We start from the raw sequence: 26,400 nt of genomic DNA, 5'->3' as shown, positions 1-26,400 counted from the left end.
CTACTTTAGTTTTAGATGTTCTTGCGCTAAAAACAAGGCGCTAACACTACGAGATTCAGAAAAATCGTCTTGCTGCAGCAACTCTCGCCACTTTTCTAATGGCCAAGGCACCATCTCGATGGGCTCGGGCTCATCACCTTCTAAACGACTTTGATACAGATCTTCGGCAATGAAGATCTGCATTTTGCTGGCAAAATACCCCGGCGCTAAACTCAGCTCCATCAGATGGGTTAAGCGGTGGCTACCAAAACCAATCTCTTCTTGTAACTCACGGTTGGCAGCTTGTGCGGCAGTTTCGCCGGGATCGACCAAACCTTTAGGAAAGCCAAGCTCATAACTGTGGGTACCTGCGGCGTATTCACGGCCTAACAGTAGCTGCCCTTGATGCACAGGTACAACCATCACCGCACCACGGTTGTTGCCTTTCATACGCTCGTACTGGCGTTCAACCTGGTTAGAAAACCGCAAATGCACCTGCTCTATCTGAAATAAGCGACTCTTAGCGACCACTTCTGCGTGCAGTATTTCTGGCTTATTATCCGACATGACAGTCCTTGGTAAAATGGCTTTTGCTTAACAATATAATCTTACTACTATGTTGCTAATCCACAACTGAAAAATCAATACTCAATAGCTCTGGATAGCATAATATAGAAATCTATGCGGCAGTTAGTGATTTATCGAAGCGCTTTTTTGGCTATACTGCCATCAAACTCCGCAGTCAGATTTCACACCTATGTTTCCATGGCAACAGATAGATACCGTACTACTCGATATGGATGGCACCTTACTCGACCTGCATTTCGATAATCATTTCTGGTTGCGATTGGTACCGCAAACCCTTAGCCAACAGAGAGGGATCAGCCTCAATGAGGCACAGACATTGGTTGAAACCGCCTACGAAAAAGTCAGCGGTACTTTAGATTGGTATTGCTTAGATTATTGGCAAACTGAGCTGCAACTCGACATTATTGCACTGCACCATACCTTGGTAGACCGTATCGCACTGCGCCAAGACAGCTTGCCCTTTTTGCAGGCCTTACAACAGCAAGGCAAACAACGGATTTTAGTCACCAACGCCCACCCCAAAAGTCTGGCGCTCAAACTACAACACACCGAACTACAAAGCGGGTTAGATGCCATGATTTCGAGCCATGAAACAGGTCACCCTAAAGAGCATCCGCACTTTTGGCAGCAACTCATTCAGCGCTTTGATTTAGATCCACAGCGTTGTTTATTTATTGATGACAGCGAAGTGATTCTCGCCGCGGCGAAAAAAGCCGGCATAGGCTATCAGTTGGGGATCAGCAATCCCGATAGCCAAAAGCCCAATAAAGTATTTAGTGATTTTCCGGCAATCCACGACTACCAAATGCTGTTTAAAGAGTTAATGGCTTAGACGATTGCAGCCAATAAAAAGGCTCCTTAAGGAGCCTTTTTAAATACTGATAATTACAAACCGGGCACTCGCCCTTGATAAGAGATGGGGTAATAGCCCTGGCTATCTTTTTTGCCAAGAAACGCCAACGCTTGCTTTAAGTCTTTAGGCTGCTGGGCCGTCTCTTTAACTTTGGCACTCACTTGCAATTGGCTATCTGCTTTTAACAACACATTACCCACAAAACCAAGCTGATTCATCGACTCATCAGATTGAAGTTTGACGTTGCCATCCACACAACTTAAACCAATTTCCATATCGCCAAGCGGATATTGACCAAACTGGTTATTCACTTGAGCACGGTTAACAAATAACTTGCCGCTTAACTGTTCACACCATGGTCTTCCTTGCGCGAGCTCATCAATAAACAGACTGATACTGCCATCGACTTCCGTTCTAAAAGGCAGACGGGTATTGCCAAGTAAAAATTCACTGGGTGCTTCAAAACGCAAACCTTGCGCATTGATGCCTCCCATCGATAGCGACACATTGCCCCGACCATTTACCGCGGTGGCGCGGTTGCCAATGACTACGTCTAAATTGGCGGTCGCCATTAGCAGCCCCCATGGGGACAATTGCCACTGCACAGACTCAAGTTGGCGCTGCTGTACCGTTAAATTAGCAATACTGCCGTTCCAAATAGTCCCACTCACGCCTGACACTGCCACCGAGTTAGGTAGCGGAGCCAAAGATAACGCCAGTTGCGCCGGAAACAATACCAGCAAAAATATCAGGTAAATGAATACACCGATTACAATCTTTTTAACTAAACTCACAGTTTATTCCTACTACTGGCTTTATTTAGACAATTGAATACGACGAACCCGCACTAAGCCCGGGGTGTCAGCTTCGGCTAAATCGATACTGTCTAGCGATAAGCCTTTGTCTTGCACTAGGTTATTTAAGTAATTCAACAGGGCTTCAAATGGCACATCATCCATCCAGATCTGTACCCTATCGCCCTGCGGCTGCATACGCGTGATCTCTAATCCATATGCACCTGCTGCTTGGTTAACCGTGGCGCTGATGCTACCTGAGGCTTTCGGACGATTACCTGCTTCACGCAGACCCGCTATTTTGTTCGCCGTCTGCTTAACATAATTGAGGGTACTTTGTTGGGCCTGCAACGAGCGTTCGGCATTTTCTTCCGCATTTGCGATAGGGGTCCATACACCCCAATACAAAATACCTATCACCAAGACAACGGCACAGGCTGCAACCATCTGTTGCTCTCGTTGTACTAACCCGCTCCACCACACTTTAAGGTTTTCCATACTATTTTCTCCTCAAAGTAATGGTACTGGTGACTTGATCTTCACCACTATTCATCGAACCGGTATCGACACGAAAATCCGCCGATGCTAGCTGCTGGAACTGTTCAATTTGTGCATAACTCTTGGCCGAGACCTGCATGCGTAGCTCGCCTCGTCCGGCATCAAACCGCAGCGTGCTTGGTTTAAGATCAGGAATTTTAACGAAGGTCGGCTCAAGGCTTTCTAACATGGTGAAGAATTCGCCGCCGGCTCCCTGCCCTTTAAGACTGCGTAATTCTCTATCCATTTGCGAGCGCAGATTAACAATGCGCGAACTGCCTGGGATCACTTGCTTGTAAATGGCTTCACTTTGCACCCGTAAGCGCTCTTGCTCGGCATTTAACTGATGAATATTCAATCCTTTATTGACCATCGCCAGTACCAGGCCGACCACAATCACAATGGCCGCATTACGCCACAGTGTCAGATGCTTGCCGTATTCACGTTTGGGCGTATAAGCGCCGCTAAGTAAGTTAAGCGGCGCGTTAACAATCCCTTGAGCGAGGACTAGCATAGGCAAATCAAGCGGTTGCGGCTCAATGTTAATGCCCTCAACGTTAAGCTCGGTATACCCCGCCACGGTAGGCGTATCGCTTTGTTTAGCCAGCATTTGCGGTAACGCCGCATTAAGCCAAGTTCCATTGAGGCTCATGCCTTCACCGGCACTGGTGCGAACTAAATAGTCTTGGTTAAAGGCCATCATAGCCCAATCACATTCGGCTAATGGTAGCGCCAGACAATCCGGTACGATTTGCTTGGGCTTAAGTCCCGCCTCTGTTAGCCAAGATAACCACTCTTGCATCTGCTCGTGAGCAACCACAGCCACACTGAGTGACTCACCTTCTCTTGGGCCTGTGACGAAATGCAGTTCATCTACATCTTCTGCCAATGTCTCTTCCAGCATAAACGGTAAGGCTTTAACCGCTTGGCGCTGACCTTTCTCTGGTAATTCAACCGCGGTTAAAGTGATAGCAGAAGACGGCACTAAAACATCAACGGGTCGCTGACCAGCGCGTTCAGAAAGCGTAGATAATGCCGCAGCATCAGGTAGCTCTCCCGAAGCAATAATTTCTCGCTCCTGTTCAGACCAAACCAGCCAAGAGCATGGTTGCTCTGCGGTTCTGCCTAAACGGATAAATAATCGTTCACTCACTGTCGTTCTCCGTGGTGTTATCGTTGCTGTAGGCCTTAGCACTGGCTAAGTACCGCAAACACCCTATTTGTTCTATTTGTTAGTCGTTACACAGTAGGAAAAATACTACTTTTGCCCGCCAAATTGCCGGGTAACAATTTCTAAGTTATTGCCGCCACCCAACTTCATCACACTTTCTAAGCGGAAGGTGGCATTATCAACAATCGCGCCAGCATCCAGTAAAAAGTAGCTACTCTTTAGTGCGAACGCAGACTTGTTAAAGTCAGGCTGTGACTGCACATTCCCTAGCGATGAATTAGACCAAAAGTCATCTATCGAATCATAGCCGTCACCAGGACGCTGGTTAATAATACTTTCGGCTTCGCCAATACCAATGTTGTTATCCATCATGCCCGCGAGCAATGCCGCTTGCTCAACCTCAATGGTATTCACATTCAATACCATGGTTTCTACCCCTGGAATCACACAAATATAAGGTAGCAGCTTAAGATAAATATCTTGGGTATACCCCATTACTGCGCGCAGTTCACTGCGGTGATTCATCAAGGTATTTGCCGCTCGATAAGGCACAGCACGCGACTCATACTCGGCATCTTCAGCACCAAACGGACTCGCTGTCGTATCTTCGTCAATATAATCTTGCAAGGTGTGAGTCAATCGCTCAGCGGCAAAATCATCCATACCTAGCGCGACTAATAAGCCTTTATACTGCACAGCTGGCGGTGAAAGTTTAGGCTGACCACCCTGCACTTCTGTGCTCTTTGTCGCTAATGAGTTTAAATTAAAACAAGACTGTAAATCGCTTATCTTACCGCCTATTTGGCCCTGCTCGGCAGGAAATACCACATCAGCCTGTGCCCAGTACTGTTGTAGATGCACTTCACCATCATCGGCATCTTCCATGTCTTGCTTGATCACTTTTTTGGCCAGCTCTTCAGCAGAAATCGCATACCAAAATGCTTGTTCATACTGCGCCAAATTCAATGTGCGCCTGACCGACAGCTGGTTGCGGCCATTAATGTTGGTAGCAATAATCGCTACCATCGCCACAATTAACATCACAACAATTAACGCAACCCCACGCTGCTTAGAGGGCAATCGACGTTTCATGGCTAATTACCTTGCCTATTGTTACCGGTATTATTGTTGCCACCGTTATTGTTGCCGCCATTTTCAGTGTCGTCGCTTTCGTTATCATTGCCGCCATTATTATTGCCACCGTTATTATTGCCGCCATTGTCATCACCACTGCTCTGTGATGTACCCGCTGGCAATAAGAACTTACGCTGAATAAGACCTAAACCTTCGACTTCAATTTCCACGGCAATCGCTTTGGGCAGCTTGGTCGCGTCAACTTTTCGCTCCCACTTATCTTCCATAAAGAAAGAGTATTCCACTGAGACCACATTTTCGATCACCACAGTTTTAATTGGCTCGGCACCAAACTCGGGTTCTGGGTAAGGAAAATGCCAACGCTCTAAATTACCTTCAACCACGACATAGGCCACCGATTGCAGACTGCCGCGGGGTAAGATCCCTTCAGGGTTTAACCAGCCAATTCTAAAAAACACTAACGATTCAGATTCTGAATCAAACATATCTGAGCCGGTTTGAAATACCGTGGTACCGCGACCACCTTCGAGTAAACGCGGTGTGCGAGCGACCATTTGCCCTAAGTCGCGCTGCAGCGCCCCAAACCCTTGTTGCATCGCTTTTAGGCGCACGGCAAAATCTTTGGTGGCTTCATCATTTTTCATTACCGTTTGCAGCACCGAATTCGCAGCTAGACCAATCATGGCAAAAATAGCGATTGCCACTAACATCTCAAGTAAGGTAAAACCACCACGTCTATTTGGCATCGGGGTTCAGCACATAGCTGCTCACTTGCGCAACAATTCGGTCGTAGCGTGAATCGTCACTAACACTGATACGGATCATCCGAAAATTATCATCGGTGGTTTTAATCACTTCTTTACGCCAAAACCACTCTTGATCAGCCAACTCTGTTGAGCCCTCTTTCTTGCCCAACTCGGGAAACTTACTTTCCAAGCGTGCTTCAACCATTTCGTTGCCAGCCACCCACTGAGCTAGAGTGCGCTGCTCTAAAATAGGCATATTGGCCATTTGGTCACCCAAGCTTTTTGTGATTGACACCGCGGCGATAGAAAATACCGCTAGCGCGACAATCACTTCTAGCAACGTCATCCCCTGCTGACTAGCACGCATGAGCAGACCCCACCATTAATGCGGTGATGTTACATCGGGCCCTATGGCATTGACTAATCGTCAAAACCATCGTCTCTCCCCAGAGTCATCCGACCCAATGCATCACCAACAACCAAAGCTTCAATCTCTTCACCGAGTTCATTTTCAGCCAAAAAACTCAGCTCAAAGCTACTCATTTCGCCGCTCGGAAACAGCATGATTTGCGGTTCTGGAAACTTCTTCTTGTCATCTTCTGACTTTTCAATCAAAGGTTCATCGAACCAAGACTCATCTTCTTCGTCTTCCTGAGTCAACGGTAAACCTTCAAGTATCAAGCTTAACGTCACGCCATATTCCATCTCTCTGGCGGTTAACATGCGATCGGCTTGCAGTGGCTTCCATTGACCATCATCATAAAACACATACTCATAGCGATTATCGTCAACAACAATGCCAAGAAAGTGGCCACTTAATACCGTTTCATCCAACACCATCTCTGTGGTGGCCATAAACTGATTGGCGATACGGTTGAGTTCTTGCTGACGATCTGCACCACTAATTGATAGGGTCACAGCCGCTGCTGCAAGCCCCATCAATAAAGCAACTAACATTACCTCCAGTAAGGTAAAGCCACGTTGGTGTGATGCGCGCATGATGTAGCTGTCGATTACTGGAAGTTTTGTAGGTTCCAGTTACCGATATCATCTTCGGTACCTGGTTGACGATCTGCGCCAGCACTAAAAATGTCTAAAGTGCCATTTTCACCTGGGCTCAATAGTAAATACTCATTGCCCCATGGATCTTGCGGTAAACGTCTAATGTAGCCGCCTTCACGATAGTTACGTGGCTCTGGAGAAAGCGTAGGTTTTTGAACGAGTGCTTCTAAGCCTTGTTCAGTTGTTGGGTATACGCTGTTATCGAGCTTATACATATCCAATGCATTTTCTAATGCCACAATATCTGAAACCGCTTTTTGCTGATCAGCTTTGTCTTTGTTACCCATTAGATTGGGGACGACCATAGAGGCCAAAATACCAAGAATCACGATTACAACCATGACTTCTAGCAAGGTAAAACCTCGATGTTTTTTGCTCATTTGCATTGATTACTTCCTCTGACGGTATTGCCCTTCAGCTGCCAGTATTCGTTAGCTAAAGGAAATGAAATTAATATCTGCTTAACCACTGATCATGTTGTTAAGCTCTAATATCGGCTGCAAAATAGCCAATACAATAAACAGCACCACGGCAGCCATACTGACAACCAGTAACGGCTCAAACACACCCAAGGCGATGTTAACATTTGACTCAAACTCACGATCTTGGTTGTCGGCAGCGCGCTCTAACATATGTTCTAGCTGGCCACTTTTCTCACCCGATGTGATCATATAGAGCATCATAGGCGGGAAAAGTTTCGTGTTACCTAAGGCGGCGCCCAAACTGGTACCTTCACGAACACGCGCAGTCGCTTCTTCAACGGCGGCGCGTACTTTAACGTTCATCAATACTTCGCTTGCAATGCGCATGGCATCAAGCAGCGGCACAGAACTGGCCGTCAAGATACTCAAGGTGCGAGCAAAACGAGCGGTGTTCAAGCCTTTACTGACACGACCAATCACTGGCAAGTGCAGCAGTAACGTATCGAACTTCATTCGATATTCGCTTTTACGCAATAGCTGCTTGATGACAAAAAATATCGCAACCATCACACCAAGAATAACTAAACCATAATCGCGGATGAAATCAGACGACACAATCAGCAACTGGGTTGTCCAAGGTAACTCTTGGCCCATGTGTTCAAACTGACCCACAACCTGCGGTACAACCGCGGCGAGCAAAATAGCAATAACCGTAATGGCGACCACAGTGAGTACCACTGGGTATATCATGGCTTGGGTCATCTTGCTTTTGAGCTGTTGACGGCGTTCGGTGTAATCAGCCAAACGATTAAGGACGACTTCTAAGTGGCCTGATTTCTCACCAGATGCCACCATGGCACGATAAAGATCATCAAAGATATGCGGAAACTCAGCCATAGAATCGGCCAAGCTGTAACCTTCAACAACCCGTGAGCGTACTGCCATCACCATACTGGCTAAGCGATCTTTCTCACATTGTTGACCAACGGCCTTTAACGCTTCTTCAACGGGTAGACCCGCTGCTACCAAAGTCGCGATTTGGCGAGTAATAAGGGCCAACTCGGCCACTGAAATGCCGCGCTTAAAATTGAAGCCGCCAGATTTAGCCTTACGCTCTTTTTCGACAACTGGGGTGATATCCAGCGGCATAAGGCGTTGTTCACGTAGCTGACTACGGGCATGACGAGCCGTATCAGCTTCAACCACGCCCTTTTGCTGCTTACCCGCCGTATCTAACGCTTTATACTCAAATGCTGGCATGATTATTCCTCGCGGGTGACACGCAGTACTTCTTCAAGCGTGGTCACACCGGCTAGCACTTTACTCATACCATCATGACGAATACTGGGCACTTCTGTGCGAATATACTTTTCAATGGCCAACTCACCACGGCCAGTGTGAATAAGCTCACGGACATTGTCATCAACCAGCAATAACTCATGAATACCGGTTCGGCCACGGTAGCCATTGAAACCACATGACTTACAACCCACCGCACGATAAATAGTGCGAGTATCACTGGCGTCGATGCCTAGTAATTCACGCTCACGCTCATCTGGTTGATGCTCAGACTTACACTCCTTACACAGCGTACGAATAAGACGCTGTGCTAGTACGCCCAGCAAACTCGACGATACCAAGAAGGGCTCTACGCCCATATCTTGTAGACGGGTAATCGCACCAGAAGCGGTATTGGTGTGCAAAGTTGAAATCACCAAGTGACCGGTTAACGAGGCTTGTACCGCAATTTGCGCGGTTTCTAAATCACGAATCTCACCAATCATCACCACATCGGGATCTTGACGCAAAATAGCACGTAATCCCCGCGCAAAGGTCATATCAACCTTAGTATTAACTTGCGTTTGGCCAATACCTTCAAGTTCGTACTCAATGGGATCTTCAACCGTGAGAATATTGGTATCTTTCGAGTTAATCTCGGTCAAACCGGCGTACAAGGTGGTACTTTTACCTGAACCAGTAGGACCGGTCACCAAAATAATACCGTGGGGCTTGCGGATTAAGTCATCAAATTGCACCCGAATATTTTCGGTCATACCCAGCTGCAGTAAATCTAAGTTACCGGCATTTTTATCCAACAAACGTAATACAACCCGCTCACCATGGCTTGATGGCATGGTTGATACACGCACATCAACTGCACGTCCCGCGATACGCAAAGAGATACGACCATCTTGTGGTACGCGCTTCTCCGCAATATCTAAGCGAGCCATGACCTTGATACGTGAAACTAATAACGATGAAAGCTTGCGGTTTGGCTTAAGCACTTCTTTAAGCACACCATCAACCCGGAAACGCACGACGAGCTGTTTCTCGTAGGTTTCAATATGGATATCTGAGGCTTCTTCTTTAATTGCTTCAGACAATAATGCGTTAATCAGCTTAATGATCGGCGCATCATCATCGCCTTCAAGCAGATCTTCAGTCTGGGGCAACTCTTCGGCTAGGGTGAACAAATCCATTTCATTACCAATATCTTCCATCAGCTGCTGCGCTTCTGAAGAGTTGGCTTGATAGACTTGCGTCAGTTTAGCTTCGAAGATAATGGGATCTAACTGGGCGATATTGAGCTCTTGGCCAGTATAGCGACGCACCTCAAGCATTGCTGCCAAAGGTGTCGTGGGGGTGTGATACAAGGTTAGCGCATCGTGTTCATCTTTATCTAACACTAACGCGTAGCGATGGGCAAACGCGAACGGTAAACGCTCGCGACTACTAGAGTGAAACACCTCATCCGACTCGGTTTCACTGGCCAACCCAAGCTCCGAGGAAACTTGGGTCAACTCTTCATTCGGAGTCGCTTGATTATCACTCATCTTCAGACTTTTCTGCCGCTTTTGCTTCTGTTTCAGCTTGCTCTACCGCTGCCGCATCGGCCGCTTTTGACTCGCTAATATGTCGCAATGCTGGGTCTGTTTCACGCATCTTGGTTTCTAAGCCTTTACCGTCTTTATAACGCTGCAGGACTTCGTTAACCTCTGGAGGCAGATACGCTTCTTGATCCCATTCTTCTAAAATCGGTACGTCAGCATTAGGCATTAAGTTCACACCACGTTCTTGCTGCTCAAGCTGCAATGCGCGGAAATAGTTGTACTTACGCCCGGCAATGCCTTCCATAGTGATACCGTCACGGATAATCGTTGGCTTAATAAACACCATTAAGTTCTTTTTCTTCTTACCGCTAGAAGAAGACTTAAATAAGTGACCGATAATAGGAATATCGCCTAAGAATGGCACTTTCTGCACACTTTCTTGAGTTTCTTCGTTAATCAAACCGCCTAATACAACAATTTGGCCCGAGTCAGCCATGACCGTAGTAGTAAGTCGGCGTGTCGCAAAGGTCACATCGACCCCGGTTTTACCGTTAATGCCTGATACTTCTTGCTCAATAGTGAGCTTAACCGTGGTGCCTTCGTTAATCTGTGGCACAACTTTTAATTTAACCCCAACTTCCTTACGCTCAACCGTTTGGAATGGGTTGTTATTGTTCGAGCTCGATGTTGAACCGGTTAGAATCGGTACTTCATCACCCACAATGAACGAGGCTTCTTGGTTATCAAGGGTGGTAATTGATGGTGTTGCTAATACGTTAGACTTGGTATCGCTCGACACTGCTTGAATCAAGGCGCCAAAATCGCCCATGGCTACACCCCATGCCATACCGTTTACCTTGCCCAGCGCTTGCGCTAGCAAAGTAATGTCACCTTGTACTTCTGGGTTGTCGGTACACGTTAGGTTGTCACCAGAACCAGTACAGGTTTGCGAGGCTTCTTGTGGCTGCGCTTGCCAAACACCCGCACCAATTTCACCAATGGTTGGACCTAAGTTGTTAAACTGTGTTCCGCCACCTGCGGCACTGGCCCACTGCACACCAAAACCAACGTCATCACCTTCGGCAACTTCTACAATAATGGCTTCAACCAATACTTGCGCACGGCGAATATCCAGTTGATTGACCACGCTCTCGATGGTACGCATCTGATCAGGCTCAGCACTGATCACCAAGGCATTGGTATCTGCGTGGGCCATAATGTTAATTTCGTTGCGGCGCTTACTACGACCCGCTTGTGGTTGACCGCCATCTTGATCATTAACCAGTTTTTCTGCAAATCCAGTTAACACTTCAACCAGATCTTCCGCTTTGGCATAACGCAGGTAACGAACTTTAGTGTTGCCCGTATTGGCTTGCTCAGCATCTAATTTACGAATTAGGCTAACAACACGCTGACGGCTTTTTTCATCACCACTAACAATCACTGCGTTGGTTCGTTCATCGGCAACGACTTTAGGTGCTTGTCCAGGTAACTGAGATTGGTTAGCAGTAGAACGGTATAGGGTATCGACAATACGCACTATTTCACCGGCAGAGGCATGTTCAAGCGGGACAACTTGAACCTCTGTATCACCTTGCTTATCAACACGACGAACAATCTCAACGAGCTTGTTCACTACCGCTGCTCGGCCAGAAATCATTAATACATTGGAAGGGTCATAGTTAACAACGTTACCGCCACCGGCGTTGTCATTAAGCTGCCTAAGCAATGGCGCCAGCTGTTTAGCTTCGGTGTTATAAAGTGCCACGATACGTGTCACCATCTCATCACCTAGACCGGGTGCATCATCATCTGCAACACGAATAGCAGATGTTTTCGCGTCTTTGTCTTTAATGACTTTAATGATGTTGTTGTCCATTTCGACAACCGCATAGCCGTAGACTTGCAATACATTGAGGAAGAATTGGTAATATTGTTCGTCATTAAGCAGATCATAGCTACGAACATTAATCTTACCGCGCACCGTCGGGTCAACGATGATAGTACGATTTAAGTTTTTACCAACAATGTTGATAAATTCTTGAATATCGGTGCCTTTAAAATTGGCCGCGTATTGCTCTGACCAAGCGAGTGTTGGTGCAAACAGCGAAGCACCCGCTATCACGCCAGCAATTAGCTTACGGCGAATCTTTTTATTATTCATTGTCGTTACGTCCCCTAAACCCTTTCTCTATTGCGGCAAACTAAACATGATCTCAACCAACTGATTATCTCGCTCGACCATAAGTGAGATTTCCGTCAGTTCGGGCAGCTGTGCCATGACTTCTAATGCTTGGCTCATATCGGTGAGATCATAGCCGTTCATTGATTTTGCTAAATCGTTGGCTTTAAAGCCAGCTTGTTTAAATAAGTCTCTATCTTTACCCGGGTTTAATCGATACCCGCTAAGCTCACCACCACTGCGCACGGGTGAAATGGCTAAATAATCGGTAATTTTGCTGGGATCAGCCAATAACTCATCCCGTGACTGTTGCAACTCAGCCGCCACTTTGCGGTTGGTACGTTGGTCAACTTGGGTCACTTTACGGTCGACTTTAGCTTGCTGAAGCTGCTGATTTGCTTGACTTTGTGTTTCATACTCTAAGCCATCAAGCATTAACGTCTCATAGCGACCGCTGTTGGTAATAATGATGCGATCAGCGTACACCTCTTTCAGTGACGCGGATGTGCCTTTAATTTTGTCACCTAAGCCATAGGTGTTTTGACTGCCGCTTGAGGCAATAACCGCTAAGCCTTTTTGCTCAGACGTGGACGCAACCACTCCGGTCAATTGAATCGACAGTGAAGTTTTGGGTGCATCGGTTATCATTTCGACAACATGCTCAACTTTGGCGTTACTTGAATCTTCATCATGTTGACCAAATAAGCCCAATTTTTGCAGCCCAGCAATATTGGCCGGTCCAGAACCCGAAGATGAAACCGGAGTTGGACGCCAATTTTGAGGCGAATCAGCGCCTGGAATGAGCTTCCATGTGATTTGCGCCAACAGGTAAAGAGCAATGACCAAACCAAGCCAAAATGTGGCTATACTCAAAGGCTTATGTGGTATCCCTGCCGCCTTGTTTAATACTTTATCTAATAAATCCATATAATGCGGACCCTCTACACAGGCCTCTGTTCTGATTAAGATAATTTAGGAATCTCTGACTCATGCTAACCTAGACAGCTAATAGCAACAAGCCCATAACAGTAGCTAAATTGGCGCACGCCTAGTAAATATGCTAACTTTACGCGCCTAAAAAGGGTGTGAAGTGAGTCGCTATATTAGGTGAAACCTGATTAAAAATACCGACTTCTTCCTCAGCTTGTGAGCTTGCCCACGCTACAGTGTAAATGGAGACGTCATGAGTCATTCCCATGAACCACAGCACACCGTCCGTCTCGATAAATGGCTATGGGCTGCACGATTTTATAAAACGCGTGCCATAGCCAAAGAGATGATAAATGGCGGTAAGGTTCACTACAATGGTCAGCGAACCAAATCCAGTAAACTAGCAGAGCTAGATGCTGTAATAAAATTAAGACAGGGATATGACGAAAAAGAGATTGTCATAAAAAAACTGTCCGATCAGCGTCAAAAAGCGCAGATCGCCCAAACCTTATACGAAGAAACGCCTCAAAGCATAGCGAAAAGAGAAACCTATGCTGAAGCTAGACGTTTAAACGCGCTTAATAATCCTGCGCCGGATACTAAGCCCGACAAGAAACAACGTCGTCAATTAATACGCTTTAAAGAAAGCTAACGTGAGATTGAAATGAGTAAAGATACATTACACCGTTACCTATTCGACAACGCCGATGTGCGTGGTGAAATCGTGCAATTGGAAAGCAGCTACCAAGAGATCTTGGCTGCCCACCAATACCCAGTAGCGATTCAAATTCTGCTTGGTCAGCTAATGGCCGCAACCTCACTGCTGACCGCCACACTAAAGTTCTCAGGTGATATCAGCGTCCAAGTTCAAGGTAATGGACCCGTTTCTCTTGCGGTTATTAATGGCAATAACCTGCAACAACTACGTGGCGTCTCACGTTGGCAAGGTGAGGTGGCTGATGATGCAAGCCTAGCCGAACTGATGGGCACTCAAGCTCATATGGTTATTACCTTAACGCCAACTAAAGGTGAGCGCTACCAAGGTGTTGTTGCCTTAGATAAAGAGACACTAGCCCAGTGCTTAGAACAGTATTTTGCTCAATCAGAGCAGTTGCCTACCAGTATCCACCTGTTTGCCAATGGCCAACAGGCAGCGGGCATGTTGCTTCAGGTTCTGCCGACCGACAATGACCACAATGCTGAATTTGAGCACTTAGAACAGCTAACGGCGACAATTAAAGCAGAAGAGTTGTTCGAACTGCCAGCTACCGATGTATTGCATCGACTTTATCATCAAGAACAAGTGCGCTTGTTTGACCCGATCACAGTGAGCTTTAGCTGTACCTGTTCACGTGAGCGCAGCGCCCAGGCGATAAAGACAGTAGCAAAGGCGGAAATTGACAGCATCATCGCTGAAATGGGTAAAGTGGATATGGGTTGTGAGTATTGCAATAGCAACTACAGCTTCGACTCTATCGATATTGAAGCCATTTTTGCTAATACGGAAGCGCCAGCGGCTAAACAATAATTATCCGCAAGATTGCCAAAATAAGAGGTAGCCGTGTGCTACCTCTTTTTTTTGGTCAATTTAGCGATCTTCCTCACACATTGCGCAACGCATAAGTTACAATCACGCCAAAGGCTAAATTACCAAAGAGTGATCAGCCTAAAAATAATTATAAAGTAGCAAAAAATAACTGGCGTAAGACCAGAAACATAATCATCCCGACCTCAAAATGGAGACCTTACAAATGGCGGATGGATCTAACCAAACTCACAGAAATCCCTCAACAGCACAGCTTGTCGAATTTGCCCTTGCACGCCAAGAAGGTCAATTGACTGCCAATGGTGCACTTGTCGCGAAAACAGGCGAACGTACCGGACGCTCTCCTAACGATCGCTTTATCGTCAAAGAGCCTAGCAGCGAAAATGATATTGATTGGGGCGCAGTTAATAAGCCGTTCGAAATGACAGCTTTTAACGCCCTATGGGACCGCGTTCAGGACTACTTAGCAGATAAAGAGACCTTTCAATCTGACTTAGAAGTAGGCGCCGAACCTGCACATTATCAACCGATACAAGTCACCACCGAAACCGCTTGGCATCAACTGTTTGCTCGCAACTTATTTATCGTTCCTGAGCAGTTTAATCCAGCTGACAAGCCTGTATGGCAAATCGTTAATGCACCTGGTTTTGAATGTGTGCCCGAGCGAGACGGCACCCACTCTGATGCCACTGTGATTATCAATTTTGCCGATCGTAAAGTGCTGCTTGCAGGCTTGAAATACGCTGGCGAAATGAAGAAGTCGATGTTCTCTGTACAGAACTTCTTATTGCCAGCCAAAGGCGTATTGCCTATGCACTGTTCTGCCAACGTGGGCAGCGATGGCGATACTACACTATTCTTTGGCCTATCAGGCACAGGGAAAACCACCTTGTCAGCCGATCCTAAACGTTTCTTGATTGGTGATGATGAACACGGTTGGGCTCCCGGTGGCGTATTTAACATTGAAGGCGGCTGCTACGCCAAGTGCATCGATTTGAGTCAAAAGAATGAACCGGTTATTTGGGATGCGATTCGTTTTGGCACAGTACTGGAAAATGTCACTATGGATGAGCAACGCATCCCTGACTACAGTAATTCAACGCTAACTGAAAACAGTCGTGCGGCTTATCCTTTAGAGCATATTGCCCAGCGTAAAGAGGAAAACCGCGGCAATGAACCCCACGCAGTGGTCTTTTTGACCTGCGATGTTTCAGGGGTACTGCCACCGGTTTCAGTATTAACCAAAGAACAAGCGGCCTATCACTTCCTGTCAGGCTATACCGCTAAAGTTGGCTCAACTGAAATGGGATCAACCTCGGCTATTCAGTCTACGTTCTCAACCTGCTTTGGTGCGCCTTTCTTCCCGCGTCCAGCTGGCGTTTATGCTGAGCTATTGATGAAGCGTATCGAAGCATTTGACAGCCAAGTCTATCTCGTGAATACCGGGTGGACAGGTGGTCCTTATGGCGTAGGTAAACGTTTTGATATCCCGACAACTCGAGCCATTGTTGACGCGATTGTAAGCGGTGAACTCAAAGGGGTTGCAACTGAGCATCTTGAAAAGCTTAACTTGCATGTTCCTACCGCGGTAAGCGGCGTTGATAGCCAACTACTTAACCCTATCAACACATGGGAAGACCAAGCGCTATACAACGAGTATGCACAAAAGTTGGCCCAGAGCTTTAGCGATAACTTTGCTAAGTACCAAGTGCCTGACTCGATTAAAGATGCTGGCCCAAAAGCCTGATCGCTAGCACTTAAAGCACGGCTTTATTACCGATAAACATCCCGGTTTCAGCTTCGCTGCGCCGGGATTTTTTATGCTCGCAACACAAAAAGTAAAGCAAGCTTGACTTATTGTTCAGCTCAGCCTAAATTAAAGTCAAGCAAGCTTTACATTTGAGTTTGACTATTTGATACACGAATGAGTAAGGAGACTTATGCGAGCCATAATAGAAGCAATCTGCGCCAAGGGGTTACCCAAGCGCGACATTCACAACGCAAATCGAGTCAATCTGTTGGCCTTGTTATGGGCCAGTACCATGTTACTCGGTACCGTGATTATTGGATTAGAGTTTCCATTACGTGATGTGGTTTTTACTGCAGTGTTGCTGCTACACATTACCATCAGTATTATGATGTTGTTGGCCTTTAAACGCTTTATCACTGAGCTTGATGAGCTAGAGAAAAAAGTCCAGTTAGATGCGCTAGCAATCGCGGTGGGAGTCGCTATTATCGTATTCTCTAGCGGCTCAATACTGGCAAATGCTGCCTTAGTGCCTGAACTTAAGCCGTGGCTGCTCATTATCATTATCGCTGTGACCTACATGGTTGGCATCATTAAAGGAAGATTGGCTTACCGATGAATAATCGCCTCAAAGAATTACGGGCGCAGCGCCGCTGGACTCAAGCTGACTTAGCCGACAAATTGGAAGTATCACGTCAGACCGTTAACGCTATTGAAAAGGGTAAGTATGACCCGAGTTTACCGTTGGCATTTAAACTGGCGCGGCTGTTTGACAGCCCGATAGAATCAATCTTTCAAGAAGAGACTTTAGAACCCAACCGTTAATATTAATATCGCTTGCACTCCACGGTACAAGCGATACCTAATCTGCTAGAACAAAGCTTGAGTTAACTGAAAGCTCAAGCCAACTTGATTAGCGCTGATTTCGTTAATATTCCTTGTTATGCTGCAATATTCATCTTCATATTAATTGATGAATAACCAAGAGTAGTCACTGTTTAATCACTCAATTTAATTCACAGTTAAACAAGGACAGCAGCATGACATTAGGAAAACGACTTAAACAGTGCAGAACCGAGCGTAACCTCAGTCAGCCTGAGTTAGCTGAGCTCGCTGGTATTGAACAATCTTATCTCTCTAAACTGGAAAATGATAAGTCGCTGCCATCCAACGACGTATTTCGCCAACTATTAACAGCATTGGCAATGACAACTTCAGAGTTTATCGAATCTATTGATACACAAAAGTATCGCCAGCAACTGATGCAAATTTCAGACATTGAAACCGTCATTAATCATCGCAAAGTAAATCAATTCATTTACCAGCGTCGGGTCCTTTACCTCTGTGCACTATTAATCGTTGCCGGAGTCACGGTGTTCTATACCGGTGTCAGTAAACAGCTATTTCCTCAGCAGCAGTTTCAGTATCAATCGTTAGGGATTGTGTTACCTGGAGAGCCACTCGATATTTTCTCATCCTGGTCACACCGAATGGCGATGACAACTGAGAATGACCGCCAACTACGCAGTCAAAAGCGGCTAGAAATGGAACAACGCCGAGACGTCCACTTTATACTCACAGCAGTGAACCAAAGCCAACAATTCGTCGCCGATGATCCACAAGGAAAAAGACTCTATACCTTAGATAAACAGGTGGAAGTACCGCAACCCATTAACGCATGGCTACAAATTATTGGCGTCATGCTGTTTATTAGCGGTGTGGTCGGTTTTGGGTTAGAAAGGCGGCTGTATCAACTCTTCACCTATAATCAATCACTTTAAACCAATGTAACCATGAGCAATGTGGCGGTTGCTCAGTGGTTGCACTTGTCAGCAAATTAATGAAATATAACGGAGTCTTAATACTAAATCTGCCTCAAGATGGATGACTAATCATGCGCCTACGATCACTTACCGCATTTGTCAGCATACTCGCCGGTAGCACTGCTTTTTGTGCCCTCGCCGCTGACCACACTCATACGCCAACACGCGCCAACACCTACGTAAACGATGCTATTTTACCGCCCATTATGCAATGGCAAGGTAACAGCGAATCCCTTATTGTCGCCGCCGATAATGAATGGGCGACCCCTTTTGAACAACACGGACTAAAAACCAGCCCGAGTTACGACGAAACCTTTAGCTGGCTGGATAAGCTTATTGAACAGACCGACATGTTCAAAAAAGTCAGTTTAGGTAAAAGCCCTCAAGGCCGGGACATCTGGATGATTGTCGCCTCCAAAGAGGGCATCGATGATCCGCAAAAGTTGCAAGAGCTTGGCAAACCCACTTTGCTCGTGCAAGCCGGTATTCACTCGGGTGAAATTGACGGTAAAGATGCCGGTATGATGTTGCTGCGTGATATGGTGTTTGGCAACAAAGCCGAGTTGCTCGACAATGCTAATTTATTATTTGTACCAATTTTCAGTGTTGACGGGCACGAGCGTAGCACCGATGTAAACCGCGTCAATCAACGTGGTCCGGTAGAGATGGGCTGGCGAACGACAGCTAACAATCTCAATCTCAATCGCGATTACGCCAAAGCTGATGCGCTGGAAATGCAGCACATGCTAGCCGCTATCAACCTTTGGCAACCTGACCTATATATTGATGTGCATGTGACTGACGGCATTGATTATCAGTATGACGTCACTTTTGGCTACAACCTGTCCCAAGGCATGAGCCCCAGCGGCTACCAATGGTTAGAAAAGCAATATCGCCCTGCCGTAGAGCAAGCGTTAACCGCGCAAGGTCACGTGCCAGGGCCACTCGTATTTGCGATGGATAACCGCGATATGAGTAAAGGCCTGTCACTATGGAACCCCAGTCCACGTTACTCAAACGGTTACGGTGATGCCAGACATTTGCCAACAATTCTCATTGAAAATCATAGTCTCAAGCCGTTTAAACAACGAGTGTTAGGCACCTATGTGATGTTAGAAGCCAGTCTTAAAGTCGTTAGCCAGCAAAAGAGTAAGCTTCGAGCGGCAATTCAGCAAGACAATTTCCGCTACCCGCAAATGGTAACGCTCACCTGGAAGCAAGAACAACAGGCACAAGGTTGGGATTTTAAAGGCATCGACTATAGCGTAGAAAAGAGTGAGATTAGCGGTGCGGATGTCGTGCGCTGGAATGGCCAACCTAAGTTATACCCTAACTTACCTGTGATTGGTTCCACTAAAGCTGATATTCGCATTAAACGCCCTAGCGCCTATTATATTCCGCCGCAATGGCAACAAGTGATAGAACGTTTAGCGATCCACGGCGTACGTATGACAACGCTCAGTCAACCAACCACATTGGCATTGCAGCAAACAACTTTTACTGACTATGACTTTTCAGAGTCAAGTTATGAAAGCCGCCAGCGCGTTGAGGTGACGACAGACCAAGCTAAGATCACCACCACCTTAATGCCAGGTACAGTGAAAATAGACACCAAGCAACCGCTGGGTGATCTAGCAATATTGCTGCTCGAACCTCAGTCTCCAGATTCCTTCCTGCAGTGGGGGTTCTTCAACCCCATCTTTACCCGAACTGAGTATATTGAAGAATATGCTGTGGAGCCATTAGCCGCGCAGATGCTGGCCGACAACCCAGCCTTACAAGCAGAGTTTGATACTGCGCTGCTTGACCCCATGTTTGCCACTAACCCTAAGGCCCGTCTACGTTGGTTTTATGAGCGCAGCCCCTACTATGATCAGCAATATCGTGTTTATCCGGTATTAAGCGCACAGTAGCCAGCAGCGGTACCAGTAATCATTAACGAATAGCTGGTGCCAATACTAAGCTGGTTTGGTCGCTGCAATGGAAAAGCATAATGGAATACGCTGTTGCTGATGCAAAATATAATAGCGCTCATCGCTTTCACCCAGCTGGCCACCGGCAATCATATCGGCAAAGCAATTGTAGGGTGAGTAGTCAAACTCACTAAATTGTTGCAAACAGAGCCCAGCCTTGAGCAATGCACTAATCACATTCGCCAAAGAATGTGGCCAAGTGACCATGGTGTGCTTCTCATCGCTGGCGTTCTCAGTGTAGGTCCCCTCCTGCTCAACATCAGCTTGCTCCTGAGCAAAATAACTGTAGCCCTCTAGCATCGCCTCAACGGGGTGAAACTCCACCATATAAAACTGACCACCCGCCTTAAGACTACTGGCGATAACCTCAGCCCATTTGTCTAAGTCGGGCAGCCAACAGATGGCACCGTATGAGGTAAACACTACATCAAACTGGCGTTGTAACGTCGCTGCTGCCGAATAGAGATCGCAACATACAAACTCAGCGTCAATATCGGTTTTTGTGGCTAACTGCTGCGCCTGTTCAATGGCCACCGATGATAAATCAACACCCGTGACCTTGGCACCTTCCCTTGCCCACGATAAAGTGTCTAAGCCGAAATGACATTGCAGATGCAACAAGGACTTGCCCTTAACATCTAAGGCACTGAGCTCAATTTCATTCAGCGAACTTTTACCTTCAAGAAAGCCCGCAACATCATAAAATTTTGAGCCCACATGAGTTTTAGTCCGCGCATCCCACGCGGCTTTATTTAATGCTAAATAGTCCATATCTTCCTATTGGCTTCCTATCTCTGTGCACTTGGTCAATTGTGCTAATAATTGCGGTAAAAGCTAACACCTTTCGATAAATCGCGCCAATTACAGCAGACGCCCACGCATGTAGCAGGAGGTAAAAGCCAATAAATACAGCAAGATAAAAATCTGGCATAAAGTCTGCTTTATAAACAGCATATGAGGAAATAATTAGATTAAAAAGGGAATACACATGCTAAAACGCTCGATACTATTGTCTACTGTTTGCGCTATCAGCTTATCTGGCTGCATCATCAATGTCAGCAAAGCCAACATGGCACCACTTGAACATAAACACCAATCCTTGCAGCTCGATGCCACTGAGCTAGAGGGCTTGATTGCGACCACTGGTGCCGGAGCGCTCAATATTCAAGGTGTGGCTGGTTTGAATCATGTCAAACTAGAAGCCGATATCTATACCCGCGACGGCATCAGCCCAAATTTATCTTTAAAACGCCAAGGTAATCAGGCCATTGTTGTCGCTGATTTCAACGACCAATCACACTCAGGGCGCTCACCTTATATCGACGTAACGCTCAGAGTTCCGGCACGCTTTAACATGGAAATCGAAGATGGTTCTGGCTCCATTGACATCGATGGCGTCAACGCCAACATTGCCATCAGCGATGGTTCAGGCAGCCTGTCCGTCACCAATGGTAACAACCTCACCATTAATGATGGTTCCGGTTCTATTGCGGTGCGCGATATTCAAGGTGAAGTGTCGGTTGACGATGGTTCAGGCTCTATGGAGCTAGTAAACATTGGCGGTGATGTAATGATTAACGACGGTTCGGGCGATCTCAGTGTTAGAGATGTCGCCGGTAAAGTCACCATCGATGACGGCTCAGGAGATATCGATATCAACAATGCACAAGCCTTGAACATCATCGATGCTGGCTCTGGTGATGTTACCGTCGACAATGTTGAACGGAGTATGGCGATGTAAACTGGCTCGCCCAGTCCCATACGCAGTTCCAAACACAAGCGCAGTCACAATCTTCCCGGCGCAGCGACATCAATCTAGTTAGAACATGTCGCTGCCCACCCTAGTTAAATAATCCCCCAAAGCTTAGCATTTACTTACGTAGCAGAAAACTTGGCGGGATATCGCCAGCGATAAACTAATAGCGCTGCAGTTAACACAATCAATCCGACCCGCAACCCAACGACCTGCCACAGCAAAGCTTGATCAATCAGCTTTTCGCCAATACAGACCACCAGCACTAAATACAGGAAACCAAATACTTGCAGTACTCGAGTTTGGCTCAATGTCACCAAAGGGATGAAGCGACAAGCCACAAAAGCGCAAAATAGCCCCACAAATGCGCCCATCACCACATCAACAGGCCAATGCGCTCCCACCATTACACGTGACATTGCGACCATCAATGCGACGCCAATAACAGTCAATTGCACCGAAAGTTGACGCGTTGCCAACACAATCAGACCCGCTAACAAGAAAGCGGTCGCAGCATGCCCAGAGGGAAAGCTATGACTTAAACGAGTCTCACCAATAATATGTAGAAAATCTAACACTGCAGCAGGCCGAGGCGCATCGTAATAGCCCTTCAAAGCGGGCACCAACAATAGAGACATGATACTGGCGACAACCACTCTCGCCACCATGTCGGGGCGATAAACTAAATAGGCAAGTGCCAGAAAACCAAGTGTTGCACCGTCACCAATATCGGTCAACATGGCGAGTAAGCCCGGCGCAAATAGTTGGCCAAATTGATTAAGTTGGCTAAATACCGCCAAATTAGTCGCATCATTGAGTAGTAATAGATGCAGCGCAAACAAGAGCAATACTAAGAGTTTAAAACTCACATCGGTGAGTACGCTTGGCGATACTATCGCTTTTGGGTAGATGACCTGCTCTGTCACAGGGTGTTCCTCGCAATAAGTCTATCTTGCCAGCTTAAACACAGCACTGTGAAATTTTAGTGAATGCCGACCTCAATCTGCAGCAAAATAGCTGCAGATAAACAGTCGTGTGTGGATATATTCATCTATTTAACTAAACAATAAATAGTAAAAATAGTTTATTAGCGGTAAATACTAACCAATAATGTGAGCATGCAAGCAATGACAGCATCATTTTATCTATGATGCGATCAGAGCTAACTTTTGTGTTTTATTCAGCTTTTTAATCGCCGCCTCGCGTTTAGAGGCACTGGAGCGATCTGCCTGTGGCTCTTGATAAACCAAAGCTAATGGGCCCTTGCCTCGCAAAAACTTAGCCCCTTTAGGGGCCCCGTCACTGTGCTCAGCAAATCGCCGCGCCACATCGGTGGTAATACCGGTATAAAGCTGGCCTTTTGCGCAGCGAATGATGTACACCCACCATTGTGTTGGCTTAGCAACACCTGTAGCAGCTTCAGTCATTCCCCAACCTTAGCGGCTTAAATTTAGCCAGTTTATGTGCCAACTTTGGCGTTAATTCAAACATATTCCACATTGCGTAAGACACCATCAGGCCACTATATACGATTAAGGCCTGGCGCATCCATTGCACTTGAGGGAAATTAGCAAAGCCATCTCCACTTTGGCTGTCGACGACAATCAAGACCAACAAAATCCCTAAATAGCATAACGACTGCCTGCTTCGATTAAGTTGCCAGTCAGTGCAGCAGCGGCTGGACGCGGCGCATCGAAATAGTGTTTCAGCAAAGGTACCATGACCAAACTCAGCACGGCGGCCAGCAACACTTTGCCGGTGCGCTGTGAATATCGCACCAAATAACACAGGGCAACCGCCCCCGTAGTAATGCCATTGCCGAGGTCATTGATCATGGCGATCACACTCTCTGGAATCCATAAGTGGCTTTGATTGAGCAGGTAAAACAGGCTCTGATTGACCTATGAGTTGAGCATTAATATATGTATAAACAACAAACCTACCAAGGCGACTAGAAATGCTTGTTGGGTGTCATTGCTATTTTCAGTTTGAAGCTGTGTTACTGCCATGTAAGTATCGCCATCTAGCTAAAAGTATGGCGATACTACTGTCGTGCATGTCGATGAAATGGCTTCGACAAAAACTTCACACCCGTTGTAGATATAGGTTGCTGACGCTTAGCTTGCTATCCCGAGAACGGTAAACATAAAAGCGTATTCGGTCGCCACATCTTCATAGTGTTTATAGCGACCACTTTTCCCCCCATGTCCGGCACTAAGGTCAATATCAAACAGCACAGGTTGATCGCCACAGCTGTATTCTCGCAGTTTTGCTACCCACTTAGCAGGCTCAAAATACTGTACTTGTGAATCATGGAGGCCACTGGTCACCAATATTGGTGGATAAGGCTGTTCACTCACTTGATCGTAGGGCGAATAACTTAGCATATAATCAAAACTTGCCCGCTCATTCGGGTTGCCCCATTCATCATATTCATTGGTTGTCAGCGGTAACGTTTCATCGAGCATCGTTGAAACCACATCCACAAAAGGCACGTGGGCGGCAACAGCACAATATAAATCAGGCGCTTGATTCATGACACTACCGGTCAATAAACCACCAGCACTGCCACCCGAGGCCAGCAATTTTTGCGGATGGCAATAGCCCAGCTTAATCAGCTCGCGACTGACATCGATAAAGTCATTAAAGCTGTTCTGTTTATTGAACATGCGGCCACTATCATACCAATGACGCCCAAGCATCTCGCCGCCACGTACATGAGCGATAGCGTAGACCACGCCTCTATCAAGTAGCGACAATATCGCACTATCAAACCAAGGCTCTATGGTATGGCCATAGGCACCATAACCATATTGATAAAGTGAGTTGTTACCATCACCTTGAAAGGCATCACGGCGATATACGAGTGTCACGGGTATTTGGCAAGCATCACGGCTATCGATAAATAGTCGCTCACTGCAATAATCATCAGGGTTAAACCCACCCGCGACCTGCTGCTGTTTTAACAAGCGGGCTTGGCCGCCATGGCTAAGTTCGTATTCATACACCGACTCTGGCGTAGTCAGGCTGGAATAATAGACTCGTAATTTGTCACTGTCTTGACGTGGGTTAACATCTAAACCTGCAACATAGGCACTGTCGTTGAAAGGCAGTTCAAACAGTAGTTTCATATCTAAGTCATAGACGTAGATATGGGTTAAACCTTGCTCACGTGTCTGCACGACCAAATGATTTTGTAGCGCCAGCACATCTTCAATACGCACATCGTCGCGCCCGGGTATTAACACCTGCCACTCAGCACGGTCGGCAATATTGGCCGCATCAGCACGTAACAATTGAAAGTTACTCGCCTGCCAGTTAGTTAAAATGAAGTAGCTTTGGTGGTGCTTTGCGAGCGCATATTCCACGCCGGTTTGCCGAGGTATTAGTGGCTTGAAATCCGCCGTTGGTGCATCTGCAGCCAGCACTGACACTTCTGAGGTAACGGTACTCTCGTGACACAGCGTAATTAAGGATTCATCTAAGGTTTTGCCGAGGCTTAAGTAAAAGCTGTCGTCTTGTTCTTGGTAAACCAGCCGGTCTGCAGACTGCGGCGTACCTAAACGATGGCAGTAAACCTTATTACCCAACAAGGTTTGCGGATCTTTAGCAATATAGAACAAGTGATAGTTATCTTGCGACCACACGATTTGACCATCAATGCCATCCAGCTGGTCTTCGAATAGTTCGCCACTGTGCAGATCTTTAATATACACCCGATAGATACGTCGACTTAAAGTATCTTCTGCAAACGCAAGCAACTGCTCATTGGGACTTACTGCGAGGCCCCCCAAATCATAAAACTCATGCCCCTTGGCACGCTCATTGAGGTCGAGCATTAATTGATACTCACCTTGGTATTGACGGCTACGCTCAAACAAAGGGTATTCATTGTCGGCGCAATATCGCTGCTGATACCAGTGCTGATGCCAATAATAGGGCACACTCGACTCATCTTTATCTAATCGGCTGGTCAATTCAGTGAACAACTGCTGCTTTAACGGCTCAATCGGTGCCATGACCGCATCACAGTAGTCTTTTTCTGCCTGCAGGTGGGCTAACACTTGCGGGTCTTGGCGTTGATCATCTCTAAGCCAGTGATAATGATCGGTACGATTGACGCCATGCTGCTTGTGCACATGCAATCTTTTCTCCGCAACGGGCGGGCAAACTTGAGTATTAAACTGGGTCACGGTGAGCGTATCCTCGCCAGCACCTAAGCTCACTTAGATGCATCTATGGGTTAATCATCTTAGTGTACGCCTTTATTGACTCCAATCACTACAGTAATTAATGGCCAACTTGTGATCAATCGTGGTTGTTATTTGGCTTAAATCAGTTCAACATACGCCCATCTGCAAATCACTA

The 26,400-nt window shown here is 46.6% G+C and carries 28 protein-coding genes; 9 read left to right on the top strand and 19 right to left on the bottom strand.

All coding sequences use genetic code 11. The features are described from left to right. Positions 1 to 546, bottom strand: a complete 546-nt coding sequence (gene nudE / locus FLM48_RS01195; RefSeq protein ID WP_028772895.1) for an ADP compounds hydrolase NudE — start codon at positions 544 to 546, stop codon at positions 1 to 3. Positions 547 to 736: 190 nt separating this feature from the next. Between nudE and yrfG the strand changes: the two genes are divergently transcribed. Next, the gene (gene yrfG / locus FLM48_RS01190) at positions 737 to 1,399 is read left to right on the top strand and encodes a GMP/IMP nucleotidase (RefSeq protein ID WP_179022969.1); all 663 of its coding nucleotides are present in this window, start codon (positions 737 to 739) and stop codon (positions 1,397 to 1,399) included. A gap of 53 nt (positions 1,400 to 1,452) precedes the next feature. Here yrfG and FLM48_RS01185 read toward each other — a convergent pair whose 3' ends face one another. From FLM48_RS01185 to gspC, 12 genes are all read right to left on the bottom strand, one after another. Beyond that, positions 1,453 to 2,214 carry a type II secretion system protein N gene (locus tag FLM48_RS01185; protein WP_179022968.1) on the bottom strand — a complete coding sequence of 254 codons (762 nt, stop codon included), beginning with the start codon at positions 2,212 to 2,214 and terminating at the stop codon, positions 1,453 to 1,455. A gap of 21 nt (positions 2,215 to 2,235) precedes the next feature. After that, positions 2,236 to 2,712 (bottom strand): type II secretion system protein M, encoded by a 477-nt coding sequence (locus FLM48_RS01180; protein WP_028772892.1) that lies wholly within the window; start codon positions 2,710 to 2,712, stop codon positions 2,236 to 2,238. A 1-nt stretch (position 2,713) separates the two neighbouring features. Beyond that, positions 2,714 to 3,904 carry a type II secretion system protein GspL gene (gene gspL, locus FLM48_RS01175; RefSeq protein WP_028772891.1) on the bottom strand — a complete coding sequence of 397 codons (1,191 nt, stop codon included), beginning with the start codon at positions 3,902 to 3,904 and terminating at the stop codon, positions 2,714 to 2,716. Between the two features lie 105 nt (positions 3,905 to 4,009). After that, positions 4,010 to 5,014, bottom strand: a complete 1,005-nt coding sequence (gspK, locus tag FLM48_RS01170; protein WP_179022966.1) for a type II secretion system minor pseudopilin GspK — start codon at positions 5,012 to 5,014, stop codon at positions 4,010 to 4,012. Positions 5,015 to 5,016: 2 nt separating this feature from the next. Next, positions 5,017 to 5,763 carry a type II secretion system minor pseudopilin GspJ gene (gspJ, locus tag FLM48_RS01165; RefSeq protein WP_179022964.1) on the bottom strand — a complete coding sequence of 249 codons (747 nt, stop codon included), beginning with the start codon at positions 5,761 to 5,763 and terminating at the stop codon, positions 5,017 to 5,019. Beyond that, entirely contained in the window at positions 5,753 to 6,130 is a 378-nt protein-coding gene (gene gspI / locus FLM48_RS01160) for a type II secretion system minor pseudopilin GspI (RefSeq protein WP_179022962.1), read from the bottom strand. Before gspI ends, gspJ begins: the two co-directional genes overlap by 11 nt. 53 nt (positions 6,131 to 6,183) lie before the next feature. Then, entirely contained in the window at positions 6,184 to 6,762 is a 579-nt protein-coding gene (gene gspH, locus FLM48_RS01155; protein ID WP_028772887.1) for a type II secretion system minor pseudopilin GspH, read from the bottom strand. A 14-nt stretch (positions 6,763 to 6,776) separates the two neighbouring features. After that, on the bottom strand, positions 6,777 to 7,211 hold the full coding sequence (gspG, locus tag FLM48_RS01150) for a type II secretion system major pseudopilin GspG (RefSeq protein WP_179022960.1): 435 nt from the start codon (positions 7,209 to 7,211) through the stop codon (positions 6,777 to 6,779). A gap of 75 nt (positions 7,212 to 7,286) precedes the next feature. Further along, positions 7,287 to 8,507 carry a type II secretion system inner membrane protein GspF gene (gene gspF / locus FLM48_RS01145; RefSeq protein ID WP_179022958.1) on the bottom strand — a complete coding sequence of 407 codons (1,221 nt, stop codon included), beginning with the start codon at positions 8,505 to 8,507 and terminating at the stop codon, positions 7,287 to 7,289. A 2-nt stretch (positions 8,508 to 8,509) separates the two neighbouring features. Further along, a complete protein-coding gene (gspE, locus tag FLM48_RS01140; protein WP_256871012.1) occupies positions 8,510 to 10,081 on the bottom strand; it encodes a type II secretion system ATPase GspE in 1,572 nt (523 codons plus the stop codon). After that, positions 10,074 to 12,242: a type II secretion system secretin GspD gene (gene gspD, locus FLM48_RS01135; protein WP_179022956.1), complete on the bottom strand. Its 2,169-nt coding sequence runs from the start codon at positions 12,240 to 12,242 to the stop codon at positions 10,074 to 10,076. Before gspD ends, gspE begins: the two co-directional genes overlap by 8 nt. Positions 12,243 to 12,269: 27 nt before the next feature. Next, on the bottom strand, positions 12,270 to 13,187 hold the full coding sequence (gene gspC, locus FLM48_RS01130; RefSeq protein WP_028772882.1) for a type II secretion system protein GspC: 918 nt from the start codon (positions 13,185 to 13,187) through the stop codon (positions 12,270 to 12,272). Positions 13,188 to 13,443: 256 nt separating this feature from the next. Here gspC and hslR point away from each other — a divergent pair, with 256 nt between their 5' ends. From hslR to FLM48_RS01095, 7 genes are all read left to right on the top strand, one after another. Continuing rightward, a complete protein-coding gene (gene hslR / locus FLM48_RS01125; RefSeq protein ID WP_028772881.1) occupies positions 13,444 to 13,842 on the top strand; it encodes a ribosome-associated heat shock protein Hsp15 in 399 nt (132 codons plus the stop codon). Between the two features lie 12 nt (positions 13,843 to 13,854). Then, complete coding sequence (gene hslO / locus FLM48_RS01120; RefSeq protein ID WP_179022954.1) at positions 13,855 to 14,718, top strand: Hsp33 family molecular chaperone HslO; 864 nt, start codon at positions 13,855 to 13,857, stop codon at positions 14,716 to 14,718. 208 nt (positions 14,719 to 14,926) lie between these two features. Then, complete coding sequence (locus FLM48_RS01115) at positions 14,927 to 16,483, top strand: phosphoenolpyruvate carboxykinase (RefSeq protein ID WP_179022952.1); 1,557 nt, start codon at positions 14,927 to 14,929, stop codon at positions 16,481 to 16,483. A 193-nt stretch (positions 16,484 to 16,676) separates the two neighbouring features. Beyond that, positions 16,677 to 17,102, top strand: coding sequence for a hypothetical protein (locus FLM48_RS01110; RefSeq protein ID WP_179022950.1), 426 nt, complete (start codon positions 16,677 to 16,679; stop codon positions 17,100 to 17,102). Next, positions 17,099 to 17,308: a helix-turn-helix transcriptional regulator gene (locus FLM48_RS01105; RefSeq protein WP_179022948.1), complete on the top strand. Its 210-nt coding sequence runs from the start codon at positions 17,099 to 17,101 to the stop codon at positions 17,306 to 17,308. Before FLM48_RS01110 ends, FLM48_RS01105 begins: the two co-directional genes overlap by 4 nt. A gap of 215 nt (positions 17,309 to 17,523) precedes the next feature. Continuing rightward, entirely contained in the window at positions 17,524 to 18,264 is a 741-nt protein-coding gene (locus FLM48_RS01100) for a helix-turn-helix domain-containing protein (RefSeq protein WP_179022946.1), read from the top strand. Between the two features lie 113 nt (positions 18,265 to 18,377). Then, entirely contained in the window at positions 18,378 to 20,219 is a 1,842-nt protein-coding gene (locus FLM48_RS01095; RefSeq protein ID WP_028772875.1) for a M14 family metallopeptidase, read from the top strand. Positions 20,220 to 20,264: 45 nt separating this feature from the next. Here FLM48_RS01095 and FLM48_RS01090 read toward each other — a convergent pair whose 3' ends face one another. Beyond that, entirely contained in the window at positions 20,265 to 21,050 is a 786-nt protein-coding gene (locus FLM48_RS01090; protein WP_179022945.1) for a bifunctional 2-polyprenyl-6-hydroxyphenol methylase/3-demethylubiquinol 3-O-methyltransferase UbiG, read from the bottom strand. 217 nt (positions 21,051 to 21,267) lie between these two features. On the opposite strand from FLM48_RS01090, the gene FLM48_RS01085 reads away from it, so the two are divergent. Then, entirely contained in the window at positions 21,268 to 22,020 is a 753-nt protein-coding gene (locus FLM48_RS01085) for a DUF4097 family beta strand repeat-containing protein (protein WP_179022944.1), read from the top strand. A 134-nt stretch (positions 22,021 to 22,154) separates the two neighbouring features. Here FLM48_RS01085 and FLM48_RS01080 read toward each other — a convergent pair whose 3' ends face one another. The 5 genes from FLM48_RS01080 to FLM48_RS01060 form a co-directional block, all read right to left on the bottom strand. Further along, positions 22,155 to 22,958, bottom strand: coding sequence for a phosphatase PAP2 family protein (locus FLM48_RS01080; RefSeq protein WP_179022942.1), 804 nt, complete (start codon positions 22,956 to 22,958; stop codon positions 22,155 to 22,157). A 219-nt stretch (positions 22,959 to 23,177) separates the two neighbouring features. Further along, positions 23,178 to 23,459, bottom strand: a complete 282-nt coding sequence (locus FLM48_RS01075) for a GIY-YIG nuclease family protein (RefSeq protein WP_179022940.1) — start codon at positions 23,457 to 23,459, stop codon at positions 23,178 to 23,180. Continuing rightward, positions 23,452 to 23,646, bottom strand: a complete 195-nt coding sequence (locus FLM48_RS01070; RefSeq protein ID WP_179022938.1) for a hypothetical protein — start codon at positions 23,644 to 23,646, stop codon at positions 23,452 to 23,454. The genes FLM48_RS01075 and FLM48_RS01070 overlap by 8 nt, the downstream gene beginning before the upstream one ends. A gap of 8 nt (positions 23,647 to 23,654) precedes the next feature. Next, a complete protein-coding gene (locus FLM48_RS01065) occupies positions 23,655 to 23,867 on the bottom strand; it encodes a hypothetical protein (RefSeq protein ID WP_179022936.1) in 213 nt (70 codons plus the stop codon). A 282-nt stretch (positions 23,868 to 24,149) separates the two neighbouring features. After that, complete coding sequence (locus FLM48_RS01060) at positions 24,150 to 26,258, bottom strand: S9 family peptidase (RefSeq protein WP_179022934.1); 2,109 nt, start codon at positions 26,256 to 26,258, stop codon at positions 24,150 to 24,152. Positions 26,259 to 26,400 lie beyond the last annotated feature (142 nt).

Source organism: Shewanella sp. Scap07 (assembly GCF_013394145.1).
GTDB classification, from domain to species: Bacteria; Pseudomonadota; Gammaproteobacteria; order Enterobacterales; family Shewanellaceae; genus Shewanella; species Shewanella waksmanii.
The sequence above is the reverse complement of the archived record's forward strand: the minus strand, read 5'-3'. Positions and strand labels throughout refer to the sequence as shown.

Coding starts and splice junctions, on each gene's coding strand:
- nudE (WP_028772895.1), bottom strand. CDS start 546: ATGTCGGATAATAAGCCAGAAATACTGCACGCAGAAGTGGTCGCTAAG.
- yrfG (WP_179022969.1), top strand. CDS start 737: ATGTTTCCATGGCAACAGATAGATACCGTACTACTCGATATGGATGGC.
- FLM48_RS01180 (WP_028772892.1), bottom strand. CDS start 2,712: ATGGAAAACCTTAAAGTGTGGTGGAGCGGGTTAGTACAACGAGAGCAA.
- gspK (WP_179022966.1), bottom strand. CDS start 5,014: ATGAAACGTCGATTGCCCTCTAAGCAGCGTGGGGTTGCGTTAATTGTT.
- gspJ (WP_179022964.1), bottom strand. CDS start 5,763: ATGCCAAATAGACGTGGTGGTTTTACCTTACTTGAGATGTTAGTGGCA.
- gspI (WP_179022962.1), bottom strand. CDS start 6,130: ATGCGTGCTAGTCAGCAGGGGATGACGTTGCTAGAAGTGATTGTCGCG.
- gspH (WP_028772887.1), bottom strand. CDS start 6,762: ATGCGCGCATCACACCAACGTGGCTTTACCTTACTGGAGGTAATGTTA.
- gspG (WP_179022960.1), bottom strand. CDS start 7,211: ATGCAAATGAGCAAAAAACATCGAGGTTTTACCTTGCTAGAAGTCATG.
- gspF (WP_179022958.1), bottom strand. CDS start 8,507: ATGCCAGCATTTGAGTATAAAGCGTTAGATACGGCGGGTAAGCAGCAA.
- gspE (WP_256871012.1), bottom strand. CDS start 10,081: ATGAGTGATAATCAAGCGACTCCGAATGAAGAGTTGACCCAAGTTTCC.
- gspD (WP_179022956.1), bottom strand. CDS start 12,242: ATGAATAATAAAAAGATTCGCCGTAAGCTAATTGCTGGCGTGATAGCG.
- gspC (WP_028772882.1), bottom strand. CDS start 13,187: ATGGATTTATTAGATAAAGTATTAAACAAGGCGGCAGGGATACCACAT.
- hslR (WP_028772881.1), top strand. CDS start 13,444: ATGAGTCATTCCCATGAACCACAGCACACCGTCCGTCTCGATAAATGG.
- hslO (WP_179022954.1), top strand. CDS start 13,855: ATGAGTAAAGATACATTACACCGTTACCTATTCGACAACGCCGATGTG.
- FLM48_RS01115 (WP_179022952.1), top strand. CDS start 14,927: ATGGAGACCTTACAAATGGCGGATGGATCTAACCAAACTCACAGAAAT.
- FLM48_RS01110 (WP_179022950.1), top strand. CDS start 16,677: ATGCGAGCCATAATAGAAGCAATCTGCGCCAAGGGGTTACCCAAGCGC.
- FLM48_RS01105 (WP_179022948.1), top strand. CDS start 17,099: ATGAATAATCGCCTCAAAGAATTACGGGCGCAGCGCCGCTGGACTCAA.
- FLM48_RS01100 (WP_179022946.1), top strand. CDS start 17,524: ATGACATTAGGAAAACGACTTAAACAGTGCAGAACCGAGCGTAACCTC.
- FLM48_RS01095 (WP_028772875.1), top strand. CDS start 18,378: ATGCGCCTACGATCACTTACCGCATTTGTCAGCATACTCGCCGGTAGC.
- FLM48_RS01090 (WP_179022945.1), bottom strand. CDS start 21,050: ATGGACTATTTAGCATTAAATAAAGCCGCGTGGGATGCGCGGACTAAA.
- FLM48_RS01085 (WP_179022944.1), top strand. CDS start 21,268: ATGCTAAAACGCTCGATACTATTGTCTACTGTTTGCGCTATCAGCTTA.
- FLM48_RS01075 (WP_179022940.1), bottom strand. CDS start 23,459: ATGACTGAAGCTGCTACAGGTGTTGCTAAGCCAACACAATGGTGGGTG.
- FLM48_RS01065 (WP_179022936.1), bottom strand. CDS start 23,867: ATGATCAATGACCTCGGCAATGGCATTACTACGGGGGCGGTTGCCCTG.